The 22374-nt window shown below is 45.0% G+C and carries 18 protein-coding genes; 10 read left to right on the forward strand and 8 right to left on the reverse strand.

What is annotated here, in order from left to right; genetic code table 11:
• Window positions 1-34 precede the first annotated feature (34 nt).
• The 5 genes from L1D21_RS01980 to L1D21_RS02000 all read left to right on the forward strand — a co-directional run bounded on the left by L1D21_RS01980 (window position 35) and on the right by L1D21_RS02000 (window position 4886).
• Window positions 35-1210 carry a phosphoglycerate kinase gene (locus tag L1D21_RS01980; RefSeq protein WP_239843550.1) on the forward strand — a complete coding sequence of 392 codons (1176 nt, stop codon included), beginning with the start codon at window positions 35-37 and terminating at the stop codon, window positions 1208-1210.
• A 165-nt stretch (window positions 1211-1375) separates the two neighbouring features.
• Entirely contained in the window at window positions 1376-2440 is a 1065-nt protein-coding gene (fba, locus tag L1D21_RS01985) for a class II fructose-bisphosphate aldolase (RefSeq protein WP_239843551.1), read from the forward strand.
• A 202-nt stretch (window positions 2441-2642) separates the two neighbouring features.
• The gene (locus L1D21_RS01990; protein ID WP_239843552.1) at window positions 2643-3383 is read left to right on the forward strand and encodes a DUF481 domain-containing protein; all 741 of its coding nucleotides are present in this window, start codon (window positions 2643-2645) and stop codon (window positions 3381-3383) included.
• Between the two features lie 250 nt (window positions 3384-3633).
• Window positions 3634-4371: a helix-turn-helix domain-containing protein gene (locus L1D21_RS01995; RefSeq protein WP_239843553.1), complete on the forward strand. Its 738-nt coding sequence runs from the start codon at window positions 3634-3636 to the stop codon at window positions 4369-4371.
• The gene (locus L1D21_RS02000) at window positions 4371-4886 is read left to right on the forward strand and encodes a hypothetical protein (protein ID WP_239843554.1); all 516 of its coding nucleotides are present in this window, start codon (window positions 4371-4373) and stop codon (window positions 4884-4886) included. Before L1D21_RS01995 ends, L1D21_RS02000 begins: the two co-directional genes overlap by 1 nt.
• 210 nt (window positions 4887-5096) lie before the next feature.
• Here L1D21_RS02000 and L1D21_RS02005 read toward each other — a convergent pair whose 3' ends face one another.
• Entirely contained in the window at window positions 5097-5618 is a 522-nt protein-coding gene (locus L1D21_RS02005) for a hypothetical protein (protein WP_239843555.1), read from the reverse strand.
• A 9-nt stretch (window positions 5619-5627) separates the two neighbouring features.
• Window positions 5628-6449, reverse strand: coding sequence for a cytochrome c3 family protein (locus L1D21_RS02010; protein WP_239843556.1), 822 nt, complete (start codon window positions 6447-6449; stop codon window positions 5628-5630).
• A 458-nt stretch (window positions 6450-6907) separates the two neighbouring features.
• Between L1D21_RS02010 and L1D21_RS02015 the strand changes: the two genes are divergently transcribed.
• From L1D21_RS02015 to L1D21_RS02025, 3 genes are read left to right on the forward strand one after another with little or no spacing between them, the layout of a single operon-like run.
• The gene (locus tag L1D21_RS02015) at window positions 6908-7708 is read left to right on the forward strand and encodes a helix-turn-helix domain-containing protein (RefSeq protein WP_239843557.1); all 801 of its coding nucleotides are present in this window, start codon (window positions 6908-6910) and stop codon (window positions 7706-7708) included.
• On the forward strand, window positions 7701-8222 hold the full coding sequence (locus L1D21_RS02020; protein WP_239843558.1) for a hypothetical protein: 522 nt from the start codon (window positions 7701-7703) through the stop codon (window positions 8220-8222). The genes L1D21_RS02015 and L1D21_RS02020 overlap by 8 nt, the downstream gene beginning before the upstream one ends.
• Window positions 8223-8278: 56 nt before the next feature.
• Window positions 8279-9688 carry a hypothetical protein gene (locus L1D21_RS02025; RefSeq protein WP_239843559.1) on the forward strand — a complete coding sequence of 470 codons (1410 nt, stop codon included), beginning with the start codon at window positions 8279-8281 and terminating at the stop codon, window positions 9686-9688.
• A 136-nt stretch (window positions 9689-9824) separates the two neighbouring features.
• Here L1D21_RS02025 and L1D21_RS02030 read toward each other — a convergent pair whose 3' ends face one another.
• The 6 genes from L1D21_RS02030 to L1D21_RS02055 form a co-directional block, all read right to left on the reverse strand.
• Window positions 9825-12041 (reverse strand): PAS domain-containing protein, encoded by a 2217-nt coding sequence (locus tag L1D21_RS02030; protein ID WP_239843560.1) that lies wholly within the window; start codon window positions 12039-12041, stop codon window positions 9825-9827.
• Between the two features lie 95 nt (window positions 12042-12136).
• The gene (locus L1D21_RS02035; protein ID WP_239843561.1) at window positions 12137-12739 is read right to left on the reverse strand and encodes a TatD family nuclease-associated radical SAM protein; all 603 of its coding nucleotides are present in this window, start codon (window positions 12737-12739) and stop codon (window positions 12137-12139) included.
• Window positions 12740-12890: 151 nt separating this feature from the next.
• Window positions 12891-16025: an efflux RND transporter permease subunit gene (locus L1D21_RS02040; protein WP_239843562.1), complete on the reverse strand. Its 3135-nt coding sequence runs from the start codon at window positions 16023-16025 to the stop codon at window positions 12891-12893.
• Complete coding sequence (locus L1D21_RS02045; protein ID WP_239843563.1) at window positions 16025-17239, reverse strand: efflux RND transporter periplasmic adaptor subunit; 1215 nt, start codon at window positions 17237-17239, stop codon at window positions 16025-16027. The genes L1D21_RS02040 and L1D21_RS02045 overlap by 1 nt, the downstream gene beginning before the upstream one ends.
• A 227-nt stretch (window positions 17240-17466) precedes the next feature.
• Window positions 17467-18696, reverse strand: coding sequence for an ATP-dependent RNA helicase SrmB (srmB, locus tag L1D21_RS02050; RefSeq protein WP_239843564.1), 1230 nt, complete (start codon window positions 18694-18696; stop codon window positions 17467-17469).
• Between the two features lie 94 nt (window positions 18697-18790).
• Window positions 18791-19516 carry a methyltransferase gene (locus L1D21_RS02055; RefSeq protein ID WP_239844170.1) on the reverse strand — a complete coding sequence of 242 codons (726 nt, stop codon included), beginning with the start codon at window positions 19514-19516 and terminating at the stop codon, window positions 18791-18793.
• Between the two features lie 466 nt (window positions 19517-19982).
• Here L1D21_RS02055 and brnQ point away from each other — a divergent pair, with 466 nt between their 5' ends.
• On the forward strand, window positions 19983-21299 hold the full coding sequence (gene brnQ, locus L1D21_RS02060) for a branched-chain amino acid transport system II carrier protein (RefSeq protein WP_239843565.1): 1317 nt from the start codon (window positions 19983-19985) through the stop codon (window positions 21297-21299).
• A 57-nt stretch (window positions 21300-21356) separates the two neighbouring features.
• The gene (xerD, locus tag L1D21_RS02065; protein WP_239843566.1) at window positions 21357-22280 is read left to right on the forward strand and encodes a site-specific tyrosine recombinase XerD; all 924 of its coding nucleotides are present in this window, start codon (window positions 21357-21359) and stop codon (window positions 22278-22280) included.
• Window positions 22281-22374 lie beyond the last annotated feature (94 nt).

A 22374-nucleotide genomic window follows, 5' to 3' on the forward strand; every position in this document is an offset into this window, starting at 1 on the left:
TATGTTTTATTTTTAACTTTAAAGGAAACCGATAATGGCGATTATTAATATGTCAGCCTTAGATCTTCAAGGTAAGCGTGTGCTTATTCGTGAAGATTTGAACGTACCAGTAAGCGAAGGTGTGGTAACCAGTGATGCACGTCTGCGAGCTTCATTACCGACCATTAAGCTGGCGTTAGAAAAAGGCGCTGCAGTCATGGTGATGTCTCACTTAGGGCGACCAACGGAAGGTGAATTCAATAGCGAGTTTTCATTACAACCAGTCGTTGATTATCTTGCTAATGCTCTTGATTGTCCTGTACGTCTTGCTAGCGATTATCTTGACGGTGTCGAAGCGAATGTGGGTGAAGTTGTTGTGTTCGAAAACGTGCGCTTCAATGTGGGCGAGAAGAAAAACGATGAAGCACTAGCCAAGAAGTTAGCCGCACTGTGTGACGTTTATGTCATGGATGCGTTCGGCACTGCTCATCGCGCTCAAGCATCGACTCATGGCGTGGGTTTACATGCGCCTATCGCTTGCGCTGGTCCGCTATTAGCCGGTGAATTAGAAGCGCTAGGTAAAGCGATGGACAACCCTGCTCGTCCACTTGTGGCGATTGTAGGTGGTTCTAAAGTATCGACTAAGCTAACCGTACTGGAAAGCTTATCGGGCATCGTCGACCAGTTAGTTGTCGGCGGCGGTATTGCCAATACCTTTATTGCTGCCGCAGGCCATGAAGTGGGTAAGTCACTCTATGAAGCCGATTTAATCGAGGAAGCTAAGCGCTTAGTAGCCAATGCACAAAGCCGCGGCGGTGATATTCCTGTGCCAACCGATGTGGTTGTTGCTGGCGAGTTCAGCCCAACGGCAGCGGCAACCTTGAAACAGGTGAGCGAAGTTAGCAGTGATGATATGATCTTCGATATCGGCCCAGATAGTGCTGAAGCGCTGGCTGAGATCTTAAAAAATGCAGGCACTATTGTCTGGAACGGTCCTGTTGGTGTGTTTGAGTTTGATCAGTTTGGTGAAGGTACCAAACGAATCGCACAAGCTATCGCCGAGTCTTCAGCTTTTTCGATTGCCGGTGGTGGAGATACCTTAGCAGCCGTTGATAAATATGAGATCGCTGATAAAGTGTCGTACATCTCAACCGGTGGTGGTGCCTTCTTAGAGTTTTTAGAAGGTAAAGAACTACCCGCTGTGGCTATGTTGGAAAGCCGCGGCAACTAATAAAAATTAATAAAAACTAGAAAAATAATTTAAAAAAAACCGCTGGCAATCAGGTTCAACTTAGGACGAACCTGAGCGTCAGCATTAAAATCCGTCCAAACGATAGTGACCTAGGTGACTAAGCTAAAAATAATGGCTTATCACCCTATTTATTGGAGTAAAAAAATGGCCTTAATATCCCTACGTCAAATGCTGGATCATGCAGCAGAACATGGCTATGGTGTACCTGCTTTTAACGTAAATAACTTGGAGCAAATGCGTGCAATTATGCAAGCGGCTGAAGCTACGGATAGCCCTGTTATCGTACAAGCATCGGCAGGTGCGCGTAAGTATGCTCGCCCTCAGTTTTTGAAATATTTGATGGCTGCAGCTTTAGAGCAGTATCCTGATATTCCTGTGTGTATTCACCAAGATCACGGTACCGACCCTGATATTTGTCAGCGTTCGATTCAGTTAGGCATGTCATCAGTCATGATGGATGGCTCTTTGATGGCAGACGGTAAGACGCCTGCATCTTATGAATATAACGTCGATGTGACGCGTAAAACTGTGGCTTTTGCTCACGCCTGTGGTGTGTCTGTTGAAGGTGAGATCGGTTGTTTAGGTAGTCTAGAAACGGGCATGGCGGGTGAAGAAGATGGTGTCGGCGCCGAAGGCGTATTGAGCCACGATCAGCTATTGACCTCGCCTGAAGAAGCCGCGCAATTTGTGCGTGATACCCATGTCGATGCCTTGGCTATCGCGATTGGTACCAGTCACGGTGCTTATAAGTTTAGCCGTAAGCCTACCGGCGACGTATTGCGTATCGACCGTATCAAAGAGATCCACGCGCGTATTCCTAACACCCACCTTGTGATGCATGGTTCTTCTTCAGTACCACAAGAGTGGTTAAAAGTGATAAATCAATATGGCGGCGCAATTCCTGAAACTTACGGTGTACCGCTTGAGGAGATCGTAGAAGGGATTAAGCACGGTGTGCGTAAAGTCAATATTGATACCGACTTGCGTCTAGCTTCTACCGGTGCAGTGCGTAAATTCTTAGCTGAAAACCCAGCAGAGTTTGACCCACGTAAATTCCTGAAAGCATCTATGGAAGCGATGGCAGATATCTGTACTACACGTTATGAAGCCTTCGGTTGTGCGGGTATGGGGTCAAAAATCAAGCCTAAGTCACTACAAGCTATGTATAAAGCTTATCAGTCTGGTGAGCTTGACCCACAAGTGAACTAAATACTACTACATCGCAATAAGCTTCTAATTTTAATGCCAGTCGTTAATCCGACTGGCATTTTATTTTGTGAAGTGAGTAAATCATATAATTTATGACTAATAGTCTAAAAGTGAGATTTTGCCAGCACAATTTTCATTTTTGTGCTTCAAATGGTAATATTGCGCCAGTTTTTAAGGGACTTTAATCACAGGTAAGATAACAATGAAAAAATTGCTAACAGCTACGGCGATTCTGCTCGTCGTGCCGTTTACTGCCCATGCGGGGGCAGATTTCGTCGAAGGGGATAAGATCTTTGCTGCTGATGCAGAGCTAGGTGCAACAGTGACGACAGGTAACACCGAGTCAACTTCGGTTAAAGCCCGTCTTGATATGAAACATGAGCTAGGGAATTGGGAAAACCAATACCTGATTGAAACTTTGTATAAAGAAGATGATGGCGAAGAAACCGGTAAGCGTTACTACGGTTTAATTCAAGCCGATTATTTGATCAACGAAAAAAACTACCTGTTCGCAAATGCGAATCACGAAATTGACCCTTTTACGGGTTATGAATCAACAACTACAGCTTCATCGGGTTATGGTCATAAGTTCATTAACTCAGAAACCACACTTTTCGCGATTGAAGTCGGTCCTGGTTACCGTTATAAGCGTCTTGATGAAGAAAGTGCGTTCGATGCTGGTTATGACACAGAAAGTGGCTGGATTGGTCATGGTGTGATGAACTTCGAGACCAAAATCAGTGAAAGCTCTAAGTTCAAGCAGATGTTTATTGCCGACGTAGGTAAAAGCATAGAAGGTCGTTCAGAAACATCAATTACGGCCAACATCGCAGGTTCGCTCGCGATGAAGTTTGCAGTGATTGTGCGTTACAACGGTGATCCATTAGAAGACACCAAGAGTACAGATACCGAAACAAATATGACTTTGCTTTACTCTTTTTAAGTCAATTTGTTAGCAATAAAAAAAGCGCCTTTGATGGGCGCTTTTTTTGTACATATCAGTTACTGTTCGCTGAAATGATAAATATAAAATCTTAAATATGTCTTAATAAATCAGCTCGTTACCAAAATAATTTTGTTATGTGGAACGCTTCACGAAAGCAACAAATACACAATTGAGCGTAACGTCTATCACAGTTTAATGAGCTCTGGAAGGGTATAATCCCCGCATATTCTTTCGGAAAAGGCTTATTATGCAAATTGGTAGTTGTTGGTTTGATATTGCTAAGGCAGAACTGGTTAATCATGAAAATGACACCAGTTGGCAGATGCCTGAGGCTGACTTTCAGGTGCTTAAACTTATGGTTAAGCATCGCGGCCAAGTGCTATCTAAACAACAGCTTCAAGACTGTGTAAACCAAGGGACAACGGCTTCGGCTAGTTTTGAAGAAACACTCTACCGTATTCGATTGTTTGTCGGCAACACCAATGCCACATTATTTGAAGCTATCGACAATCAAGGCTATGTATTACATCAAAAAGTGAAACGTACCTCACGTTCATTTATGGATCTCCCTGGTAATGATGTGACCTACAAAAATACCATGTTGATTATTTCACAAGTGTTGTTGCTGTTTATCTTGTTGTACGCCTTTTTTGAGCCCACTAAAAACTTATTCTTTTTTAAAGAGCAAAGCCTGATAACTCAAAATGGCAGCTTAGGTTATTACTCGGTGTTCTCTTCTGATGAAGTGGCACAAGATGCCAATCCCAATGTGAATCATTTTTTAGCCGAACTACAAGGTTGTGATCACTTGGATTGGGAGAAAATGTTTTATTCGCTTTCAAAAGACGAAAGGGTACTCAATATCGCATTGAAGCGTTACGACCAGCAGGGACTGGCTATCAAGAATGTTAAAGCCATCGCACCCGAAAATGACTTCAAATTTATTGATCAGCCTTGGCTGAAATCAATGGAGATATGTATCTAATGATTAAACGTTTTGTCAGTCAGCGAGTAAAACTGCTGTCTTGGTTTGGCTTATTTATTATTGTGGGAGCAGGGTTATCGACCTGGCAATCATTTAAGAGTGAACCTAAACACCTTAATTTTTCTTGTTTTTCTAAATCCTTTGAGGCAGGTGGGGATTTACGCTCGGAAGTCTTGCTAAATATCGAGACTATGGGGCAATTGGTGACCTTCAATTATGAATTTCTCGATGACGGTGAGGTCGCGAGTCGAGCAAGCTTGTCGGGCAGCTTTAAAGAGCTGGATGTCACCAACTTAGATTATCGACTGCAAGTGGATAGCGCCGAAATTGATACCGGTGATAACGATGATTGGCAGCTACAAGATATCGCCGATATTATTAATTTCGCTCAAGAAACGATAGAGCTTGGCGAGTCGGTATTATTCGATGTCAGAGTGGTCGTGATGGAGATTGAAAAAGGTTACGCCGTATTGCAATTCTGTCCTGGTAACTCTTTGTGGATCTGTGAGCTATAACGCCTCGTTTATTCTAATCTAACGCTTAATCTTTCTGTAGCCACTGAATCGGGTAACACAGATTTAGTGGCTTTGTCTTATTTGTTTAGCAATTCAGTCTTTGCTTATCCCGTTATTGTTAATGATGAACCTAGGTTGTGTTTCCTTGTGGTGATGACCAGTGCTGGGATAAAAAAAGGAGAGCTTACGCTCTCCAAATGGTGCAGTGATTTACATTGCTGGCTGTAAAATCAAATCGTTGTCTGCTTGCGCGCCTTTAATTTGAATGGCGACTTTATATTTTTTCACTGAGCCTGCAGCGGTATTTTCATCCCAATTTAGACCCGTAGCATCGAAGGTGTAACTGCCTTGTTCAGTTTCTTGCAATATGCCTTCACAATTGGCTGCGGCAGTGTCGCAATCGTAGCTGGTGGTAACATGCCAGCGCTTCCATGCTTTGGCTTTTGTTGACGAACTGCTGTCATCAGGAAAGCCGAAGTAGGTAATGTGATAATCTTGTGCATTAGTAATGGCTACCGCATCTGCGTCGCTTAAGTTGAAGCTTAAAGCTCCACTAACACCATCGAAACTCACTAACTCAAGGTTTATCGAAGTCGCATCTTTAATATCAACACTATCTGTGACTTCTACGGGTGGGGGGGTGACAACGACTTCTTCATCTGCATCGTCGCTACCACAGCCTGTACATATTAATAAAGAGCCCAATAGGCCGGTTATCAGTTTGTTATTCATGAGGACTCCTTAGTTAAAGTGTCCGGTATGGCATGTGGTACATTCCATATCAGTTTTAACGCTGGCAGCACTGCCCATTGTTGAGTCAACACCATGACAGCTCTGACAGTTTTGTGCATCCGCTGAAGGTTTAGATTCGGATAGCGCGGCAATATCTTCACCATTGTAAGCACGGTTGAGTAGCTCGACTAAGTGATAGGCTATAGAAGCTGATAGACGCTTACAACGCTCGCCTTTTTCAGCAAAAGTTAACCCTGAAGCTTTAGACCAGTTACTGATTGAAGAGTGGCAAAGTACGCTGTTGGCGATAGAGGAAGCACCTACAAGCGCTGTTTTTTCTGCGGTAGAGCCTATGCCTGCAACAAACTCATCACTTGAAAAAGGCAGCTCTTCATTTTCATAGTAACGGAAAGTTGCGCCGATCACGGCTGAGTTTTGACCGTTTAGGTCATCGAGAATATTGACTAACATACCTGTGGCGTTAATGTTGCCACATACAGTACCTTGAGCAGCAATACCCGCTGCGCCATAGCCTGCAATGGCCGTTGGGATAGTGGCGAATTTTGCCGCATCGGCACTGGAAGAATTAGCCAGCATAGTTACTAAAGCGTGGAATACCTGATGCATACATCCGCCGCCTGTTTCATAAGCCAGCTTAGCTGTAGCCATAGCATCCAGCGGTACATACTTTAATTTGTCGCCCAATTCTAAGCGAAAGTTTCCTTGCGCATCCGTTCCTGCAAAGGCAGAGGTTCCCATTAATGTTGCACCGGCAGCCGCTGTGCTGATACCAATAATTTTGGTGAGTGCTTGGCGTCTATTTATTGTCATGAAAGTGTCCTCACATGGATAGTGTTATTTAATAATTATTTGATAAAAAATGTTGATGAAAAATGTTTGCACCTAGAAGGTTGGAGCCATTGTGGGAGGTGAGAACTGCAAATAGTGTGATGGCAAGCTAATGAAGCTTGCCAATGAATTATGAGTTTTTTGATTGGGTTCTGTATCGGTTTGGTAGATTAATCGAGCCACATCTACACTGTAAAAACGCTTGTGGTGTGACAGGGGTCACCTTATTTGGCTCATTCATGTTAATTCATCAATATTAAGCCATGTCGTTAACTGTAAATTATTGCCATGAAGAGTGTGATATCGATCTCATATGTGAAAAATCTAATGCTTAATTTTATTTGAATACCATAACAATTCTAAGGAAATAGAGGCGATCACAGAATTTTTTGGCCAGTTTAAATAAGCTGTCTGGGTTACTGATGACAGGGTAGATAGCAATGCAATTAGGTGATTGCCTATTTGATAGCCAAAGAGGGCTGCTGACCAATCAACTGAATGGTGATGTGTGGCATTTACCTCGTGCCGAATTACAGGTGTTAAGTTTACTTGTTGCCAATAAGAATAAAATTGTCTCCAAGGAGAAGCTTGGTGTTGGCGATGAAGATCATCCTGCATTAAGTGATTCATCGGTAACGCGTGCCGTATTTATGCTGCGCTCTTTTTTAGGGCCGATGCATGAGCATATGATCGAAACCGTAAAGGGGAAAGGCTATCGTTTAAAGATAGATAAACGTCTCAACGTTTCGACTTCCAGACTGATTGGCCATAAAGTCGATAGATACTATCAGGCTTGCATTACCTGGTTATTCGGTAAATATCATCGCAAGTTTAAAGCTTGGGTAGGCGTGTTGGTTCTACTATTGGCTGTGGGCGTTGCACTGCAATGGTATTATGCTGATCATCAGAAACCCCTGCATACTCAGCCTTTTTCTCGCCAGGTGATCACCTTAGATTCTGGGCAGCAAATCGAAATCATTAGCTATTCAAAGTCGAATACCAATAACCGTTCTTTAATCGACTTATCTGAACGCCTATCGCAAGATTTTGCCTTGTGCCATAACACGCCTTGGCGTCAGATCTACTTGTCTTTATCTCATGATAAGCAGGTTTTTAATATCACCATGCGTGGCGAGAAGATGGGCTTATCTTTAGTGAGAAACCTGAAGTTAACGGATTACCGCCAGCAAAAATCCTTTATTTCTAAGCTGTGGTTCGATGAGGTATCGCTCTGTGAATAGAAGAGTATTGTGGAGTATTAACCTAGTTGTATTACTGCTATTGCTGGTAAGCATTACCGTTAGTTATCGCTATCTATTTCCCTCTAAATCATTAATGCTCAGTTGTAGCTCTGAGCTATTCGATACCCCTTATGTGAAAAGCGATGACGGTCGCCACTATTTGTTGGTGGATATCATGGCGAAATCTCAGCAGGCACAGATTAATTACCGCTATTTTAATCTCGATGGTAGCTCGGCAGGTACCATTCGTATGCAGGGCAAACTGCTTGATTATGATGAACAAGCTGAACGTTTTAATTTCTCTGTTTACACTAAAGAGGAGAGTGATCATAATCAGGTAGAGGAGATGCCACGGCATATGCAATACCTGTCTTATATCAGTTCCTTCAACTTAGACAGCAAAGGCATGCATAACTTGTCTATCGAGTTATTAGATTTCGACCAACATCGAGATTACGCCGTGGTGCTGTTTCAACCCAGCAATACCGTATGTGGTTGCCGTCTAGTGCATTAATTTCCTCAACTAGATAACGAGTCTATCAATCTATTACTCTGGTTATTTGAGGTTTTGTGTCTAAGGTCAATGTAAAGCGTGAAGAGTCGCTGTCGATAAAATTTACCCACCAGATGGAAGAGGGGGATCATCGACGCTTAGATCTGTATTTTTTTCTGCCTACCGAGATGGGGATTAACCCACAAAGCCTAGACGAAGAGGAATATTACCACTCAGCCATTGTTGGGCGTCGTTCTTACTACTCATCTGGCTTACACCTCCCCTTAGTGCAAGGGCGATTTATCAGCCAGAATAAGCGTACCGTGGAAGAGTTTCGACTCTATCTCAACCTGTTTGCCTATCAATTTGCAGTCGCCATTGAGACTGATCGTAAAGAGCTGTCACAAATCGACGATGTCGCTCAGTTTTATAGTGCGCTTAAAGATCTCAGTGAAATTGTGACTCAGTTGCTGAAGAAGTTTCGTCGTAATGAACCAAGTGAGCCTAAATGGAAGCATTATTTCGAGAATTCAGATAATTACTTATCTTGGTTTTGTGAACAACAGTTGTTGAAACTCATGGCTCATGCGCCACGTAGCAGCGATTATAGTGACATCATTGAAGAGGTGTTAACCCTGTGTCGTAATGAGCGCAGCTATCGTGAATCTAAAGATTACAACTCATCACAAACCAAAGACGACCCTAACCGTATCTCCAATAAAATGTTGCTACTACGCCGTTTGATCCAGCAAGGGGTAGTACTCAAAGAGGAGTTAAAGACCTTAGGCGTGGGGCTGAAAAAACTCACCACAGGTATCGCAACCGGCTTTGTAATGTTAGTGGTGTCGGCGTTGATCATTAAGGCACAAGGGGTGTTTAGTGGCCTGACACTGTCGTTGGTGCTGACGCTTGCGGTGATTTATGGCTTTCGTGAAATATTTAAAGAGGATATCCGCAACGCTTTATGGCGCATGATCCAAAAAGGGCGACCTCGCTGGAGCAGGATATTAAGAGATACCACAAGTCAGGCGGTGATCGGTCGCCAGCTGGTGTGGATCGATTTTATCAAGCGTAAAGATCTTCCTAGTGAGATTGATGAGATCCTCAATCAACGTCATAGCCAGAATAAGGTGGATGCCGATATTTTGCATTACGGTATCAGCTCACGAATATCGCAAAAAGGTTTCTTGGCGGGCTATTCGACCATACAAGAGCAGGTCAACTTTAGCTTAGTGCCCTTTGCTCGCTATCTTGAGCGGGGCAAGGCAAAGATATATAAAGAAGCCGATGGGAAGATAAGCAGTGATTCGGTGGAGCGACGTTACCAAGTGTATTTAGTGTTAAGACTGACAGAAGGACGAGAAAATCCACAGTTTGCCCGCTATAAGATCATTATGAATCGTTCGAGTATTATCGAAATTACCGAGAGTAAATTGCCCGATGGTGTTGAGCCTATTGGCAGCGAACTTACTGAAGAGACAAAGTAATACCAATCGGTATCAGAAGCACTAAATTCTCGCAGAGCGATCTCCTCTTTATACTGATTGGTATAGTGACGGAAAGTTCGGCTCAAAAGAAAAGGCACTTAATCGATAAGTGCCTTTTTAGTTTCAAAATGGCAGCTTAGGACTGGCGGGTAAAGGCCTGACAGATGTTTTTCTCACCAATCTGTTTAGCCCGCTTAAGTGCCACTTCGGCATTGTTGATGTATTGCTCTAAGGTTTGCTCTGGCTGATAACTGGCGATCCCCATACATATACCCGCGCCTAAACCTATTTCGTTTAGACTATCAAGGGTGCTCAAGGCGAAGTGGTGTGCTTCATCGGAATGAGTATTCGGCATGATGACAATTAGCTTACCCAGCTGCCAGTGGGACATTTGATAGCCTGATGGCAACGATTTTAGAATGTGGATCTCCACTTCACGCTGACGGCTTTCTAACTGGCCAATATCGCTCATGTGGCTGAGCATGCTTTCTGCAGTAATGTCTAATAACAACAGGCTGGAGTCTTCACGGCTGGCCTTGTCCAGACCGCTGAAATAATCTTCCAGATCTTTGTGATTAATCAAGATGGTACTGCGATGTGGCATAAACTCACCGCGGTGCTGATCAAGGTAATTCTGGGAGCAGGACTCTAATGTACACACAATATATTCCACTTCACCGGCTTGATCTAAATGGCCTTTAAGTGTCGCCTGCAGGCTGTTGTTTTCTTTACTGTCAGGATTGCAAAGCACTTGCCCCTTCCAGGTGCCTTGTAATTGCAGCTGTTGAACAATTCGCGACCATTGGGTTTCGATGTCATTGTTGAGCAGTTGAGTGAGTTTTTTATCGCTGACATCATGAATTGCAAACAGCTGTAAAAATTCGTCGTTGCTTAATAGCAAATCACCATTGGCTTGCAACAAGGCGCTGGCTACGGCGTTGTCGTTGAGTAATTGACTCAAATGAGCCTGTTGTTGCACTTGCTTTAGCTGAGAAATATCTTCGAAGGTGACCACCAAATAGCTGCCTTTCTTATTACGGCGCTTAGATTGGCTGACGGTAACCGACAGACTACAACCATATTGCTCTTCAAAATCGATAACACTATGCCATTTATTATTCTTTTGGAGTTGCTCGATGATCTCGCCGTATTGATCATTTTCCAGTTGCAAAATGCGCTGTAAATTCCGATCGGAAAGTTCATCTAAAGGCATGCTCAGCAGCTTTGCGGCTTTTTCATTCGCTGTAACCACACGGTTGTTTTCATTGACGATAATGCAGCCGATATCGCTGCTAAATAACCTATTGGCTAGCTCGATGCTAAATTCTCTTGAACGTTGACCAATGCGATAAGCATGGCTGAGGAAGATCAACAGGATCCCGAGTAAGGTCATCACTATGGCACCCACAATCAGCACATTGCTCCAGTCGGAAAAGTTTTCCGCAATCTCACTGTTACGCACATAAGAAGCTAGATAGTATTCGCGGCGAGTCTCATATTGCGTGGTTAACTCAATTTTTAAATATACGAAAGTGGCGTCGTCACCATGAAACTGACCAAAGTTGGTATTAGCCATTTTGCGCCACAAAGCCGGGTAGCTTTGGCGTAGGCTACCGCCCATTATGTCAGGAATACGATTAACGTTAAGCTTCTTATCGACACCAGCATAGATAAGCCCTTGGGTATCTAACATCAACAGCGGCGCTTCAAGTGCCGAGTATCCTGGCTTAATACTTTTCAACATGCGGCTCATGGACTGATAGGTCACTAGGTAACCGCGAATCGTCTGATCGGGATTTTCCAGCCACGCCAGCTGATACATGTAGGGCTCAAGTTTGCCATTGATTGGGATAAACTCTAGTGGCGAGGTATAGATTTCAGAGCCGCCCATATTGCGAGCGCCACCCAGTAATGAGGCGGGTAAAGGTTGGCGGCTAAATAAGTTAGTGGTGGAAAATTTAAATTCTCCTTGAGCATCGAACAGGGCGATATCTAACAATTCCGGAGTATTGCCCGTCATACCTGTCCAGTTTTGCTGTAACTTTTTCTGCCTTTCTTCACTGGGAATCGTTAGGTAGCGTTTAAGTAACTCGGAGCTGGCAAACATTTGGGTTCTAAATTGCTGAAAGGAAACCCTGTCGGCTAGCAGGGTGCCGACGGTCTGCAGTTCACTATAACGCTGTGCCGCCCAATCTTCCTGAAGGCGACGCTCACCAATGGTGATAATGACCTTGGTGAGCAACACCATGCTAATCAGCAAAATAGTAATCTGGGTCGCCACTGAAACAATACGTTGGGTTGACCAATGAAGCCCTTGGCCGGCGAGCAGCAGTTGAGTTTTTTGCTTCAGCATTGAGAGAGATTATTCCAAGTGATTTTGCGCTTATGTTAGCACGATTCTAGCGGCTTGTTACAGTCAGATACAAGGGCGATGAAGCTAGATTTACCTTATCCTACTATGCCTAAATGACGATGTTTAAATTCGGCATTTGCTGATTCAACAAAGTCACGGCAACGTTCTATATTCACCCCTTCAAGCCCCTCAATGGCTGAGACTTGTACCTTATTGATGTAGTTTGGAGCTTGTCGAATAAATGCTCTGACTGCGGCATAAGAGTCCTTTAGTTTCGGCTGACAATGTTGCACATATGCCGTTTCGTTATCGGCATTCAGTGAGATAGACAGAGCATCAACCACTGGAGCAAGTTCGGGGAGTATATTACGTCGATGAAACAGGTTACCTAGGCCGTCGGTATTTACTCTGACTTGGCCGCCTAAACGTTTTATCTCGCTGGCAACGGCTATCAAAGTGGCTAGATTTAAAGTGGGCTCACCGTATCCACAAAACACATATTCATCAAACTGGCTGACATCACCAAGCAATGGAATAAGCTCTTGGGCTGTGGGCTGGTGGTCTAGATCCAGTTGATATTCATGCACTTGTTTGCTGCCATTATGTTTAGGGCAAAATTGGCAACGAAGCGTGCAGCGACCAGTGATATTAAGGTAGCGGCTGTTACGAATATCATAAACGAGAGTGGATTGGCTCATGGTTGAATTTTCACGGTGAACAATGAGTACAGTGTAACGGGCTTGGCTAATATAAAATGTTGCTTAGATCAAAAAGGGAGGCAATGCCTCCCTTCTTCAATCAACCTAATTCTGTAAATTTGGTGTCGGTACACCTGATTTATAATAAATTTTAGTGGTTGGCTTCTTGTTGTTTCGGACGCCACCACCAATGGTAGAAGCGGCGTAGGTTAACACTAAAATCATTCAAAATAATGTATAACACAGGTACCAGAATTAAGGTCACCACAGTGGAGAACAAAATACCGAAGGCTAATGAAGCTGCCATCGGAATCACGATTTGTGCCTGCAGGCTCTTCTCCATAATGATAGGAACCAGACCCACAAAGGTGGTCATAGAGGTTAAGATAATCGCCCTGAAGCGATAACAGCCGGCGTCAATGGCTGACTCCACCAGTCCCAATCCCTGTTCTCTGGCGCGGTTAACGAAATCAACCAAAATCAAGGAGTCATTCACCACCACCCCTGCTAATGCCACTATGCCACACAAGCTCAACACACTCATGGATAACCCAAGAATAAAGTGACCAAACAGGGCACCAATAATACCGAAGGGAATTACTGACATGATGATCAGCGGCTGACTATAAGATTTCAGTGGAATGGCCATTAAGGCGTAGATGGTAAACATGGCGAAGAAGAAACCTTGCAGTAGCCCAACCATCGCGCTTTGCTCATCGGCACTCCCACCGTCTAAATCGGTCGAAATATGAGGATATTTAGCCTGAAGATAGGGGAAGAAATCTTTTTGGATTTCGCCAACCACTTTAGAGGGCTCGACCACATTTTTATTGGCACTGGCAACAATGGTGATCGCACGACGTCCATCGACACGGGTGATAGAAGAGTAGGAATCACCTAACTCTATCTTGGCAACCGACGAGAATGGCATCAAAGTGCCTTGAGGCGTACGGATCATCATATTTTCTAAGTCGCCGACGGTGCGTCGCTGATCCAATGGATATCGCACCATGACTTTGACTTCTTCTTTGTTGCGCAAGATACGCTGAGCTTCGAAACCATAGAATCCATAGCGTACTTGGCTCGCTAGATCCGACAAGGTTAAACCTAATGCTTCAGCCTCAGGAGTAATGGCTAAGCGGATCTCGTGGCTACCAGAGGAGTAGTTATCGAAGATGTCATAAACCCCTTCATAGGTTCTCAGCTTCTGTTTTAGTTCATCAGCCGCTAACGATAATTGGCTTAGATCGCTCGAGGTCAACCTAAAGGAGATGTCCCCACCGCCTTCGTTAGTGCTGGCATTGATATTGAGCTTTTTAACCGAGATCAGTTCAGGCAAGGCTTGACGCCATGCAGCAGCAATGGTGACACCATCGACATCGCGATCTTCCCCTTTGGTCAGCTCGGCAAAGATAAATGCAGATGTACGTGAATTCATGCTGATAAAACTATGATTAACAACAGGGTAGCCATACTTTTCCTGCATCTCATCATTCATGGTGTAGAGTGCATCTTCAATCTCTTTTACCACCTTTAAGGTATTGGCTTCAGAGCTACCCACATCCATATCCAGATGAACTTGGATAAAGTCAGATGGGATATCTGGGAAGAATACCCAACGTACTTTACCACTGGCGACCAAGGCTATAGACAAGATGAGTACACCGATAAAGGTGGCGACTACGCTATAACGCTGGCGAATACATTTGCCGATAAACGAGCGATAGTTATGGTGAATAAAGTGCTGCACCTTGTTGTTAAGCTCAGTCTTAAATCGCACAAAAACATTAGGTTTAGGATTGGGTTTTCTTGGTTTTAAATGAGCTAAGTGAGCCGGTAAAATTAACTTTGACTCGACGAGTGAGAAAGCCAGACAGAGGATCACCACCAAACCGATGGATTTCCATATAATCGCCATCGGGCCAGAAACCATCAACATTGGCATAAAGGCGGCGATGGTAGTCAGTACCCCGAAGGTTGCGGGCATGGCGACTTTTAATGCGCCTTTGACCACATTATCGAGGGAGTGACCGTGGTTTTCTATTTCGGTATAGGCGCTTTCCCCAATGACAATGGCGTCATCGACCACTATCCCCAGCACCAGAATAAAGGCAAATAGGGTCAGCATGTTGATTGACATGGAGAAAGGTTCCAGTGGCATAAGGAACATAGCACCAAGGAAACACACAGGTAGTCCCATCATTACCCAGAACGCCAGTCTCAAATCGAGGAACAAGGCTAAGATAATGAAGACCAGCAAGGCACCATAAAACATGTTAGATAACATCATGTTTAGGCGACCTTTTAGATAATGGGTTAAGTCGCCCCAAGTGTCTAATTGCACATTAGCCGGTAGGGTCGCGCGGCGCTTTTCTATGTAATCTTTGACTTGCGCAGAGATATCCAATGCGTTTTGTTTGTCGACGCTGAGCACTTCAATAATCGCCGCTGGCTTACCATCGAAACGGGTGTAATCTAAGCGCTCTTCAAAGCCATCTTGAATGGTGGCGACCTGAGGCAGCATGATACGGCTGCCATCGGGACGAGTGCTAACCACAATTTGCGAAAAGTCATCGGCATTATAGGCTTGGCCTTTGGTACGTAGCAGAATATCGCCATCTTCGGCTTTAATTGAACCACCTGGAAGATCCAGCGAAGAGTTGCGTACTGCTAGGGCGACGTCGGCAAAACTTAGGCTATATTCACGTAGCTTGTTTTCCGAAAGCTCGATACTAATTTCATAATCTCTAACCCCAGTTACTTGGGCACGAGTGACCGCAGGTAGGTTAGTGATCTCTTCACGAACCGTTTTCGCCAGTTCTTTCATTTCATGCAGATCCATGTCGCCATAGACAGAGACCCAAATGACATTATTTTCTGGTTTTATACGGTAGATATTAGGTTTTTCGATATTCTCAGGGAAAGTCGCGATGGCATCGATGCGCAGTTTTGCCTCGTCGAGGATCTCTTGCGGGTCGTAGCCATCTTCAACTTCGATACTGACACTGCCGGAGCCTTCACTGGCGACAGAGGTGATCTTCTTGATGCCAGTAATATCTTGCAGTGCTTCCTCAATTTTGATGTTAATCCCTTCCTCAATTTCCTGCGGTGCAGCGCCGGGGTAGGCAACTGAAATTTGCAGGTAGTTGAGTTCGAAAGAGGGGAAAATCTCTTTATTGATCATAATGGTGCTAAACAGACCACCGACCAGCAAGATGATCATCAGCAAGTTTGCTGCAACACTATTGCGGGCAAACCAAGCAATTACGCCTTTGTTTGTGTCCATTATTTATCGCCCGCTGCCATTAAGGTGTCATTCGATGCGCCCTCAGAGTCATCAATGTCAGAGCTGTTTTTTTGCTCGCCAATCACTTTAACAAGCTGGCCAGTGGCCATATTGTTGACATTGGTCAGCGAGATCCGCTCGCCATCTTGCAGGCTGCCTTTGATATACACAGAGTCGATATCAGAACGAACAATGTTTACCTGACGAATTTCTAGGGTATTGTCATCTTTTACCACGGCAACGCGATCTTTTCTCACAACGTGGCGAGGCAGTTTAACGATACCATCTACGGTTCGGCCCTTGATCACTGCGGTGACGAAACTGCCGTATTTCAGTGGTAACTGGCCGGGAGCCTTGTTGTCTCTCAAATATGGATCTTTAACTTCGGCAACCAGATAGACCATACGGTTTTCAGCGTCGATAACCCCTTCGCTACGAATGATTTTACCTTTCCAGGTGACTTGTCGCTCGGCTAGCTCAGTGCTGAGGGTCACTTCGGTATCGGGATTATCAATCGATTCCAGATAAGCTAATTCGTTGTTCGCAATGGGCAGTCTAACTTCTGCAGTTGCGGTGTCATACAGTTCACCTAAGGTGGTTCCTATGGTGACATATTGGCCAAGGTCCACCGAACGCGCCTTGATAATGCCGTCGAAGGGGGCACGGATCACGGTACGCTTTAAGTTACGCTGTGCTCTCTCTAGTGCGGCTTCGGCAAATTTGACGTTGGCTTGTTCTTGCTTCAACTGAGGAATACGTAACCCCAATTCTGGCGCTGGACCTTTTTGGTAATCTTCCCAATCTTTTTTCGCGACTTCACCCAGGGCTATCTCTTCATCAAGCTGCGCTCTGGCTTGAGCCAAACTGGCTTGAGCCTGCATTAGATCGGCTTGGTAATCTGACGGTTCAATTTCGGCTAAGGTATCGCCGCGTTTGACTACTCCGCCAGCAACGAACTTATCAGAGATATGTAGTAAACGTCCTTGTACCTCAGTCACCAAGAAGGTCTTGTATTTCGGCGTGACGACCCCATAAGAGGGGAGATTGAGCGAGACCGTTTCTTGTTTCACATCGTATACATCGACGATAGGTACGGGGATTTCATCCTCTTTTTGTTCCGGTGCTTGTTTGGTGCTCATCAATAATAGAGCTAGCCCAATAAATACAACTAGGATAATAAGAGGCAGGCTTCTTCGTATAATTATTTTAATCATTGACTTAGTGCTATTCCATGCTGAATTGCTTGCCTTATAAACTACCAGAGTCTGCCCTTGGGGCAAAAGGATTTTTGTAATTAAAGTGTGACAAGTTTGTGTGCTGAGAGATGGTATAAGGTATTGATATTGAAGATGGCTTCAACAACATTGAAGCAGGTTGTTACATTTATTCAAAAAAAAACGCCTTAAAAAAGGCGTTTTTAAATTGCTTAATATCAGCTTGGTTATTTTTTCTTCTTTAGTGCTTTTTGTTTTTTGCTGACGCTTTTCTCTTTAGCCTTGGTTTTCTTTTTCGAAGGTGGACGAGCCTCTTTATGTTTAGGACGTAGCTCTTCGATAATACGACGTTTTAACGGTTGCTCGATATAGCGCTCAATTTTGGCGACCACACGCATATCATGGGCTTCGGCCAGTGAAATTGCTGTGCCCTTGTTACCCGCACGGCCGGTACGACCGATACGGTGAACATAAGTGTCGGCAGAGCGTGGCATGTCGAAGTTAATCACATGGGTAATATCATCCACGTCGATACCACGAGCGGCCACATCGGTCGCCAGTAACACATTAACTTCGCCCTTGGTGAAACGACCTAATGCTTGGAAGCGCGCTTTTTGTTCCATATCGCCGCGCATAAAGGCGCAGTCGATACCGACTTGGCGCAGTTGTCCTTCAAGACTAGCAACCACTTCTCGGGTTTTAACGAACACGATGGCGCGTGTAACTTCTTCACGGTTAAGGATGTTGCATAGCAGTGCAAACTTATGTTCGCGATTATCGGCCAAATGGATCCATTGGTGGATCTTGGCTTTCTCGCTACGAGGAGGCTTAGTTTCTATGGTCACCGGATTGTTCAACAAGCCTTGAGCAAAACGACTGACTCCACCGCCCTCTAAAGTGGCTGAGAACAACATATTTTGCTTACGGCCTTGAGCCGCAATAGCGATAGATTGTACTACTGAGCTAAAGCCCATATCCAACATACGATCGGCTTCGTCGATGATTAAGGTTTCGATATCTTGGGGTTCGAATAGCTCTTTATCCAAATACTCCATCAGACGACCAGGAGTGGCGACTAAGATATCGATATTTTCTTTGAGCGCTTTTTCTTGTGGTGCATAAGGTACACCGCCAGTAACAATGGCGATATCCAAATCGAGACCTGTGGCTAAATGGCATGCATATCGGTGGACCTGGCTGGCTAATTCACGAGTTGGCGTCAGGATTAATACTCGCGCATTGCCAGAAAAGCGGCGTGGAAAGTCGATCAGGTGTTGCAGTGCTGGCAGCAAGAAACTTGCAGTTTTTCCCGTTCCTGTAGGCGCGCGCGCAAGAATATCTTGCTGCTCTAGCCCGAGGGGAATGGTCTGTTGCTGAATCGTCGTTGGGGTATTGTGCCCCATAGCCTTGAGTGAGTTGAGTAAGGTTTCATCAAGGTGAAAATCTTCAAATTGCATGCGCAGCGTCTCAATAAATAATAGCGCGGCATTATACAACTAAAACCGTGCCAAGTGCGAGGAGCTCGAAGTTTAGTTCAGAGGGGAGTTTTTGCTACAGCTTTAAATAAAATGCCTGTGTAAGCGCAACCATTTCAGGGCTATAACGACCACAAGGAGTGCGAATAGTTAAGCTGTGTATCTGCGGCTCGTTTGCCTGTCGTTGATCATCAAGTTGCGCTTGATGTCCCAGGAGCAATAAGTGTCTATGGGGCGTTTTTCCTTCTACGCTGATAACATCGACCCGAGTCAGTAGTGCCAGCCGATGCTGATTCAACAAGGAGATAAAGGCACTCAGGCTAGCCGAAGGTAAAATCAGGCTCGCTTGTCCCTGTTCACTCATGATCTGGCCTATCACTCCAAGTAACGAATCGAAGTCTAAGCTGTCGGTGTGTCTGGCGGTGGCGCGGCGCTGATCTTCCGACTGTGGCCCATTGGCGAAGTAGGGCGGATTACACACAATGTGATCAAAGCTATGTTCTGCGGTACTGGCCCAATGCAATACGCTCTGATGTTGTAACTCAATTCGATGGGCCCAAGGGCTGGCGTCGATATTGCTTTGGCAATCTAACGCGGCGTCGTTATCTATCTCGACGGCAGTGATCTTGGCCTGACTGCGCTGAGCAGCCATTAGGGATAATAAGCCGCTACCGGCACCGATATCGACAATCCTTTTAGCCTGAGCCAGTGGTGCCCAAGCCCCTAAAACGACGCCATCAGTGCTGACAGCCATGCCGCAGCGCGAATCATCTATATGGAATTGTTTAAAACTGAAAGGCATGGTGATCGGATATGAGTGAAACGACTCGTCATTGTACGACATCGGCGCGCGACTAAACAGCAGATCGATGAGTGTCACTAGTGTTAGTCAGATTCTCTAAGGGGATGTACGCCCAGTTGTAATAGCTGTGATCGGCAGGCGGCTTAGTTGTTAAATTCTTGCTGTTAATTGGCCTAAACCCAGACCGTTTGCTTGTTAATCTACAGAGAGTTTGCTAATAGTATGGCCTTAATTTAAGGCCAGAAGCCGTAAATTAAGCTAGGTAATCGAGTTTGAATGCATTGTTAGCGTCAGTTAATCCTGCTGTTGTTCAAAAAGTAATCCAATCTGGATTAGATTTACCATTAAGTGGTGTAATTAAATTTTTACACTGAATTTGATTGGGAGCATATCACCTTCCAATATGTAAGTTATTAATATAATTATAAAAGCAGATTAACGAGGCCTTTTTGTGCACAAGAGTAAAATGAGTTTGACCGATACACTGGGTTTGGGGTTTATGACCTTTGCCTTTTTCTTAGGTGCAGGTAACCTGATTTTTCCCCCATTGGCAGGATTCTTAGCCGGTGAAAATATGCCGCTGGCGATGATTGGCTTCTTACTTACCGCCGTTAGTTTACCTCTGATCACCTTGATTGCCGTGGCGAAAGCTCAGGGTAAAGTGATGGGCTTATTACCTGCATTTGCGGCAACCGCGTTTGCAATCGCCATCTATATTATTATCGGTCCAGCTTTTGCGGCGCCGCGTGCGGGCTTAGTGGCTTATGAAATGGGCTTCAAGCCGTTTATTGAAAATAGCGAACAGACCTTCACCTTGGCGGGTATCGTTTTCAATAGCTCACAGTTGCTTTATACCTTAGTTTTTTTCGGTATCGCCATGATGTTGTCTCTGTTTCCCGGCAAGTTACTTGATAGCGTTGGTAAAGTCCTTACCCCCATTATGATCGTGTTATTGGTTGGCTTGGCACTTTCGGTGCTAATTTTACCTGGCTCTGACGTGGGACAAGCCGTAGGTGAATATCAATCGCACGCCTTGGTGAAAGGAATACTCGATGGTTATAACACCATGGATGCCTTGGCTTCGCTGATTTTCGGTATGTTGATTATCGATATTTTACGCAAGAAAGGGGTCGACGAACCCAAAGAGCAGACTAAGTATCTTATCCGTGCAGCCTTAATTGCCGCTGCAGGTTTGGCTTTTGTTTATATCTCATTGTTTTTCTTAGGTGCCAGTGCCGGTGAATTAGCCGCAGGTGCCGACAATGGTGGCGTGATTCTAACGAACTACGTTAATAGCCAGTTTGGTGAGTTAGGACAAATATTATTGGCCGCTGTCGTGACCTTAGCTTGTTTAACCACTGTCGTAGGTTTAGTGTCTGCCTGCGCCGAATACTTTAATGAGTTGATGCCTAAGCTTTCCTATCGCTTATTGGCTGTGGTGATGAGCGTGAGCTGTGCGATCGTGGCCAATGTGGGTCTAGCCGAGCTAATTAAAATTAGCATTCCAGTGTTAGTGACCATTTATCCTGTGGCGATTGCCTTGGTCGCTGTGACCTACTTAACCGAACGTTTTGCTAAGCCGGAATTGGCCCATCGTGCGGTACTGAGTGTGGCGCTGTTCTTTGGCATCATTGATGGTTTAAGTGCCGCGGGTTTCGATATGAGCCTGTTTAGTGGTATGCCATTATTTGCCGAAGGTATGGCATGGTTATTACCAACTGCGGTGGCCATTGTGGTTTGTTTATTTATTAAAGGATCGACGCAACAGACTGCCGTAAATTGATCGTCACTTATTTTGTCGCGTAATATAACGGTGTTAACTTGTTAGCACCGTTTTTTTATGGGGGATCCCGTGGCAAATAGCCAGAAACACTATCAAATGGATGAGTTAATCGAGCCTTTTCTCGATGACTTGTGGTCTCGCAAGGGGCTGAGTGACAACACCTTGCAGGCATATCGCAGTGACTTGTGTCATTTTGATAAGTTTGTGCAGACTAAAAAGCGCCGTTTGCTAGATGCCGATCAGCAGTTGATCCGCGATTACCTCAGTGTTCGGTTCGATAAAGGCTTTGCTAAAACCAGCAGTGCCAGAGTGCTTAGCAGCTTGCGGGCCTTCTATAAATATTTGCTGCTGAAAAAGCAGTTGGCTGTCGACCCTGTGGCCATGATAAAGCCGCCAAAACTGGCACGAAAGTTACCCGACTCACTCAGCGAGGCCGATGTCGACCGGTTATTAAGTGAACCCAATGTCGAAGATGCCGTCGAGTGTCGCGACCGTGCCATGTTAGAACTGCTGTATGCCAGTGGTCTGCGGGTGACAGAATTGGTGAGTTTAACCATGGATCAGATGAGTCTGCGCCAAGGCGTGGTACGGATTATCGGTAAAGGCAGTAAAGAGCGTCTGGTGCCATTAGGAGAAATGGCGGTCAATGAAATTGAAGCCTATTTGGCCTCGGCGCGTTTTGAGTTATTAAAAGGGCACAGTAGCGACGTGGTGTTTCCCTCCAAGCGTGGCACCATGATGACCAGACAAACCTTCTGGCATCGCATCAAGCTTTATGCGCTGCGAGCGGGGATCAGTGTGCACCTGTCACCGCATACTCTCAGGCATGCTTTTGCCACCCACCTATTAAATCACGGCGCCGATCTGCGGGTAGTGCAATTACTGTTGGGGCACAGTGACTTATCGACCACCCAAATCTACACCCATGTGGCGAAAGCCAGACTGTCCCAGCTTCATAAGCAGCATCATCCTAGAGGCTAAATCTAGGCTGCTTAATTTTTGTAACATTTAAATTACTGACTCTAGGTCGCTAAAGCAGGGAATAATTTGCTTTCAATGCAGCGACCATGTAACT

It is taken from the genome of Shewanella sp. Isolate11, assembly GCF_022398315.1.
GTDB lineage: Bacteria > Pseudomonadota > Gammaproteobacteria > Enterobacterales > Shewanellaceae > Shewanella.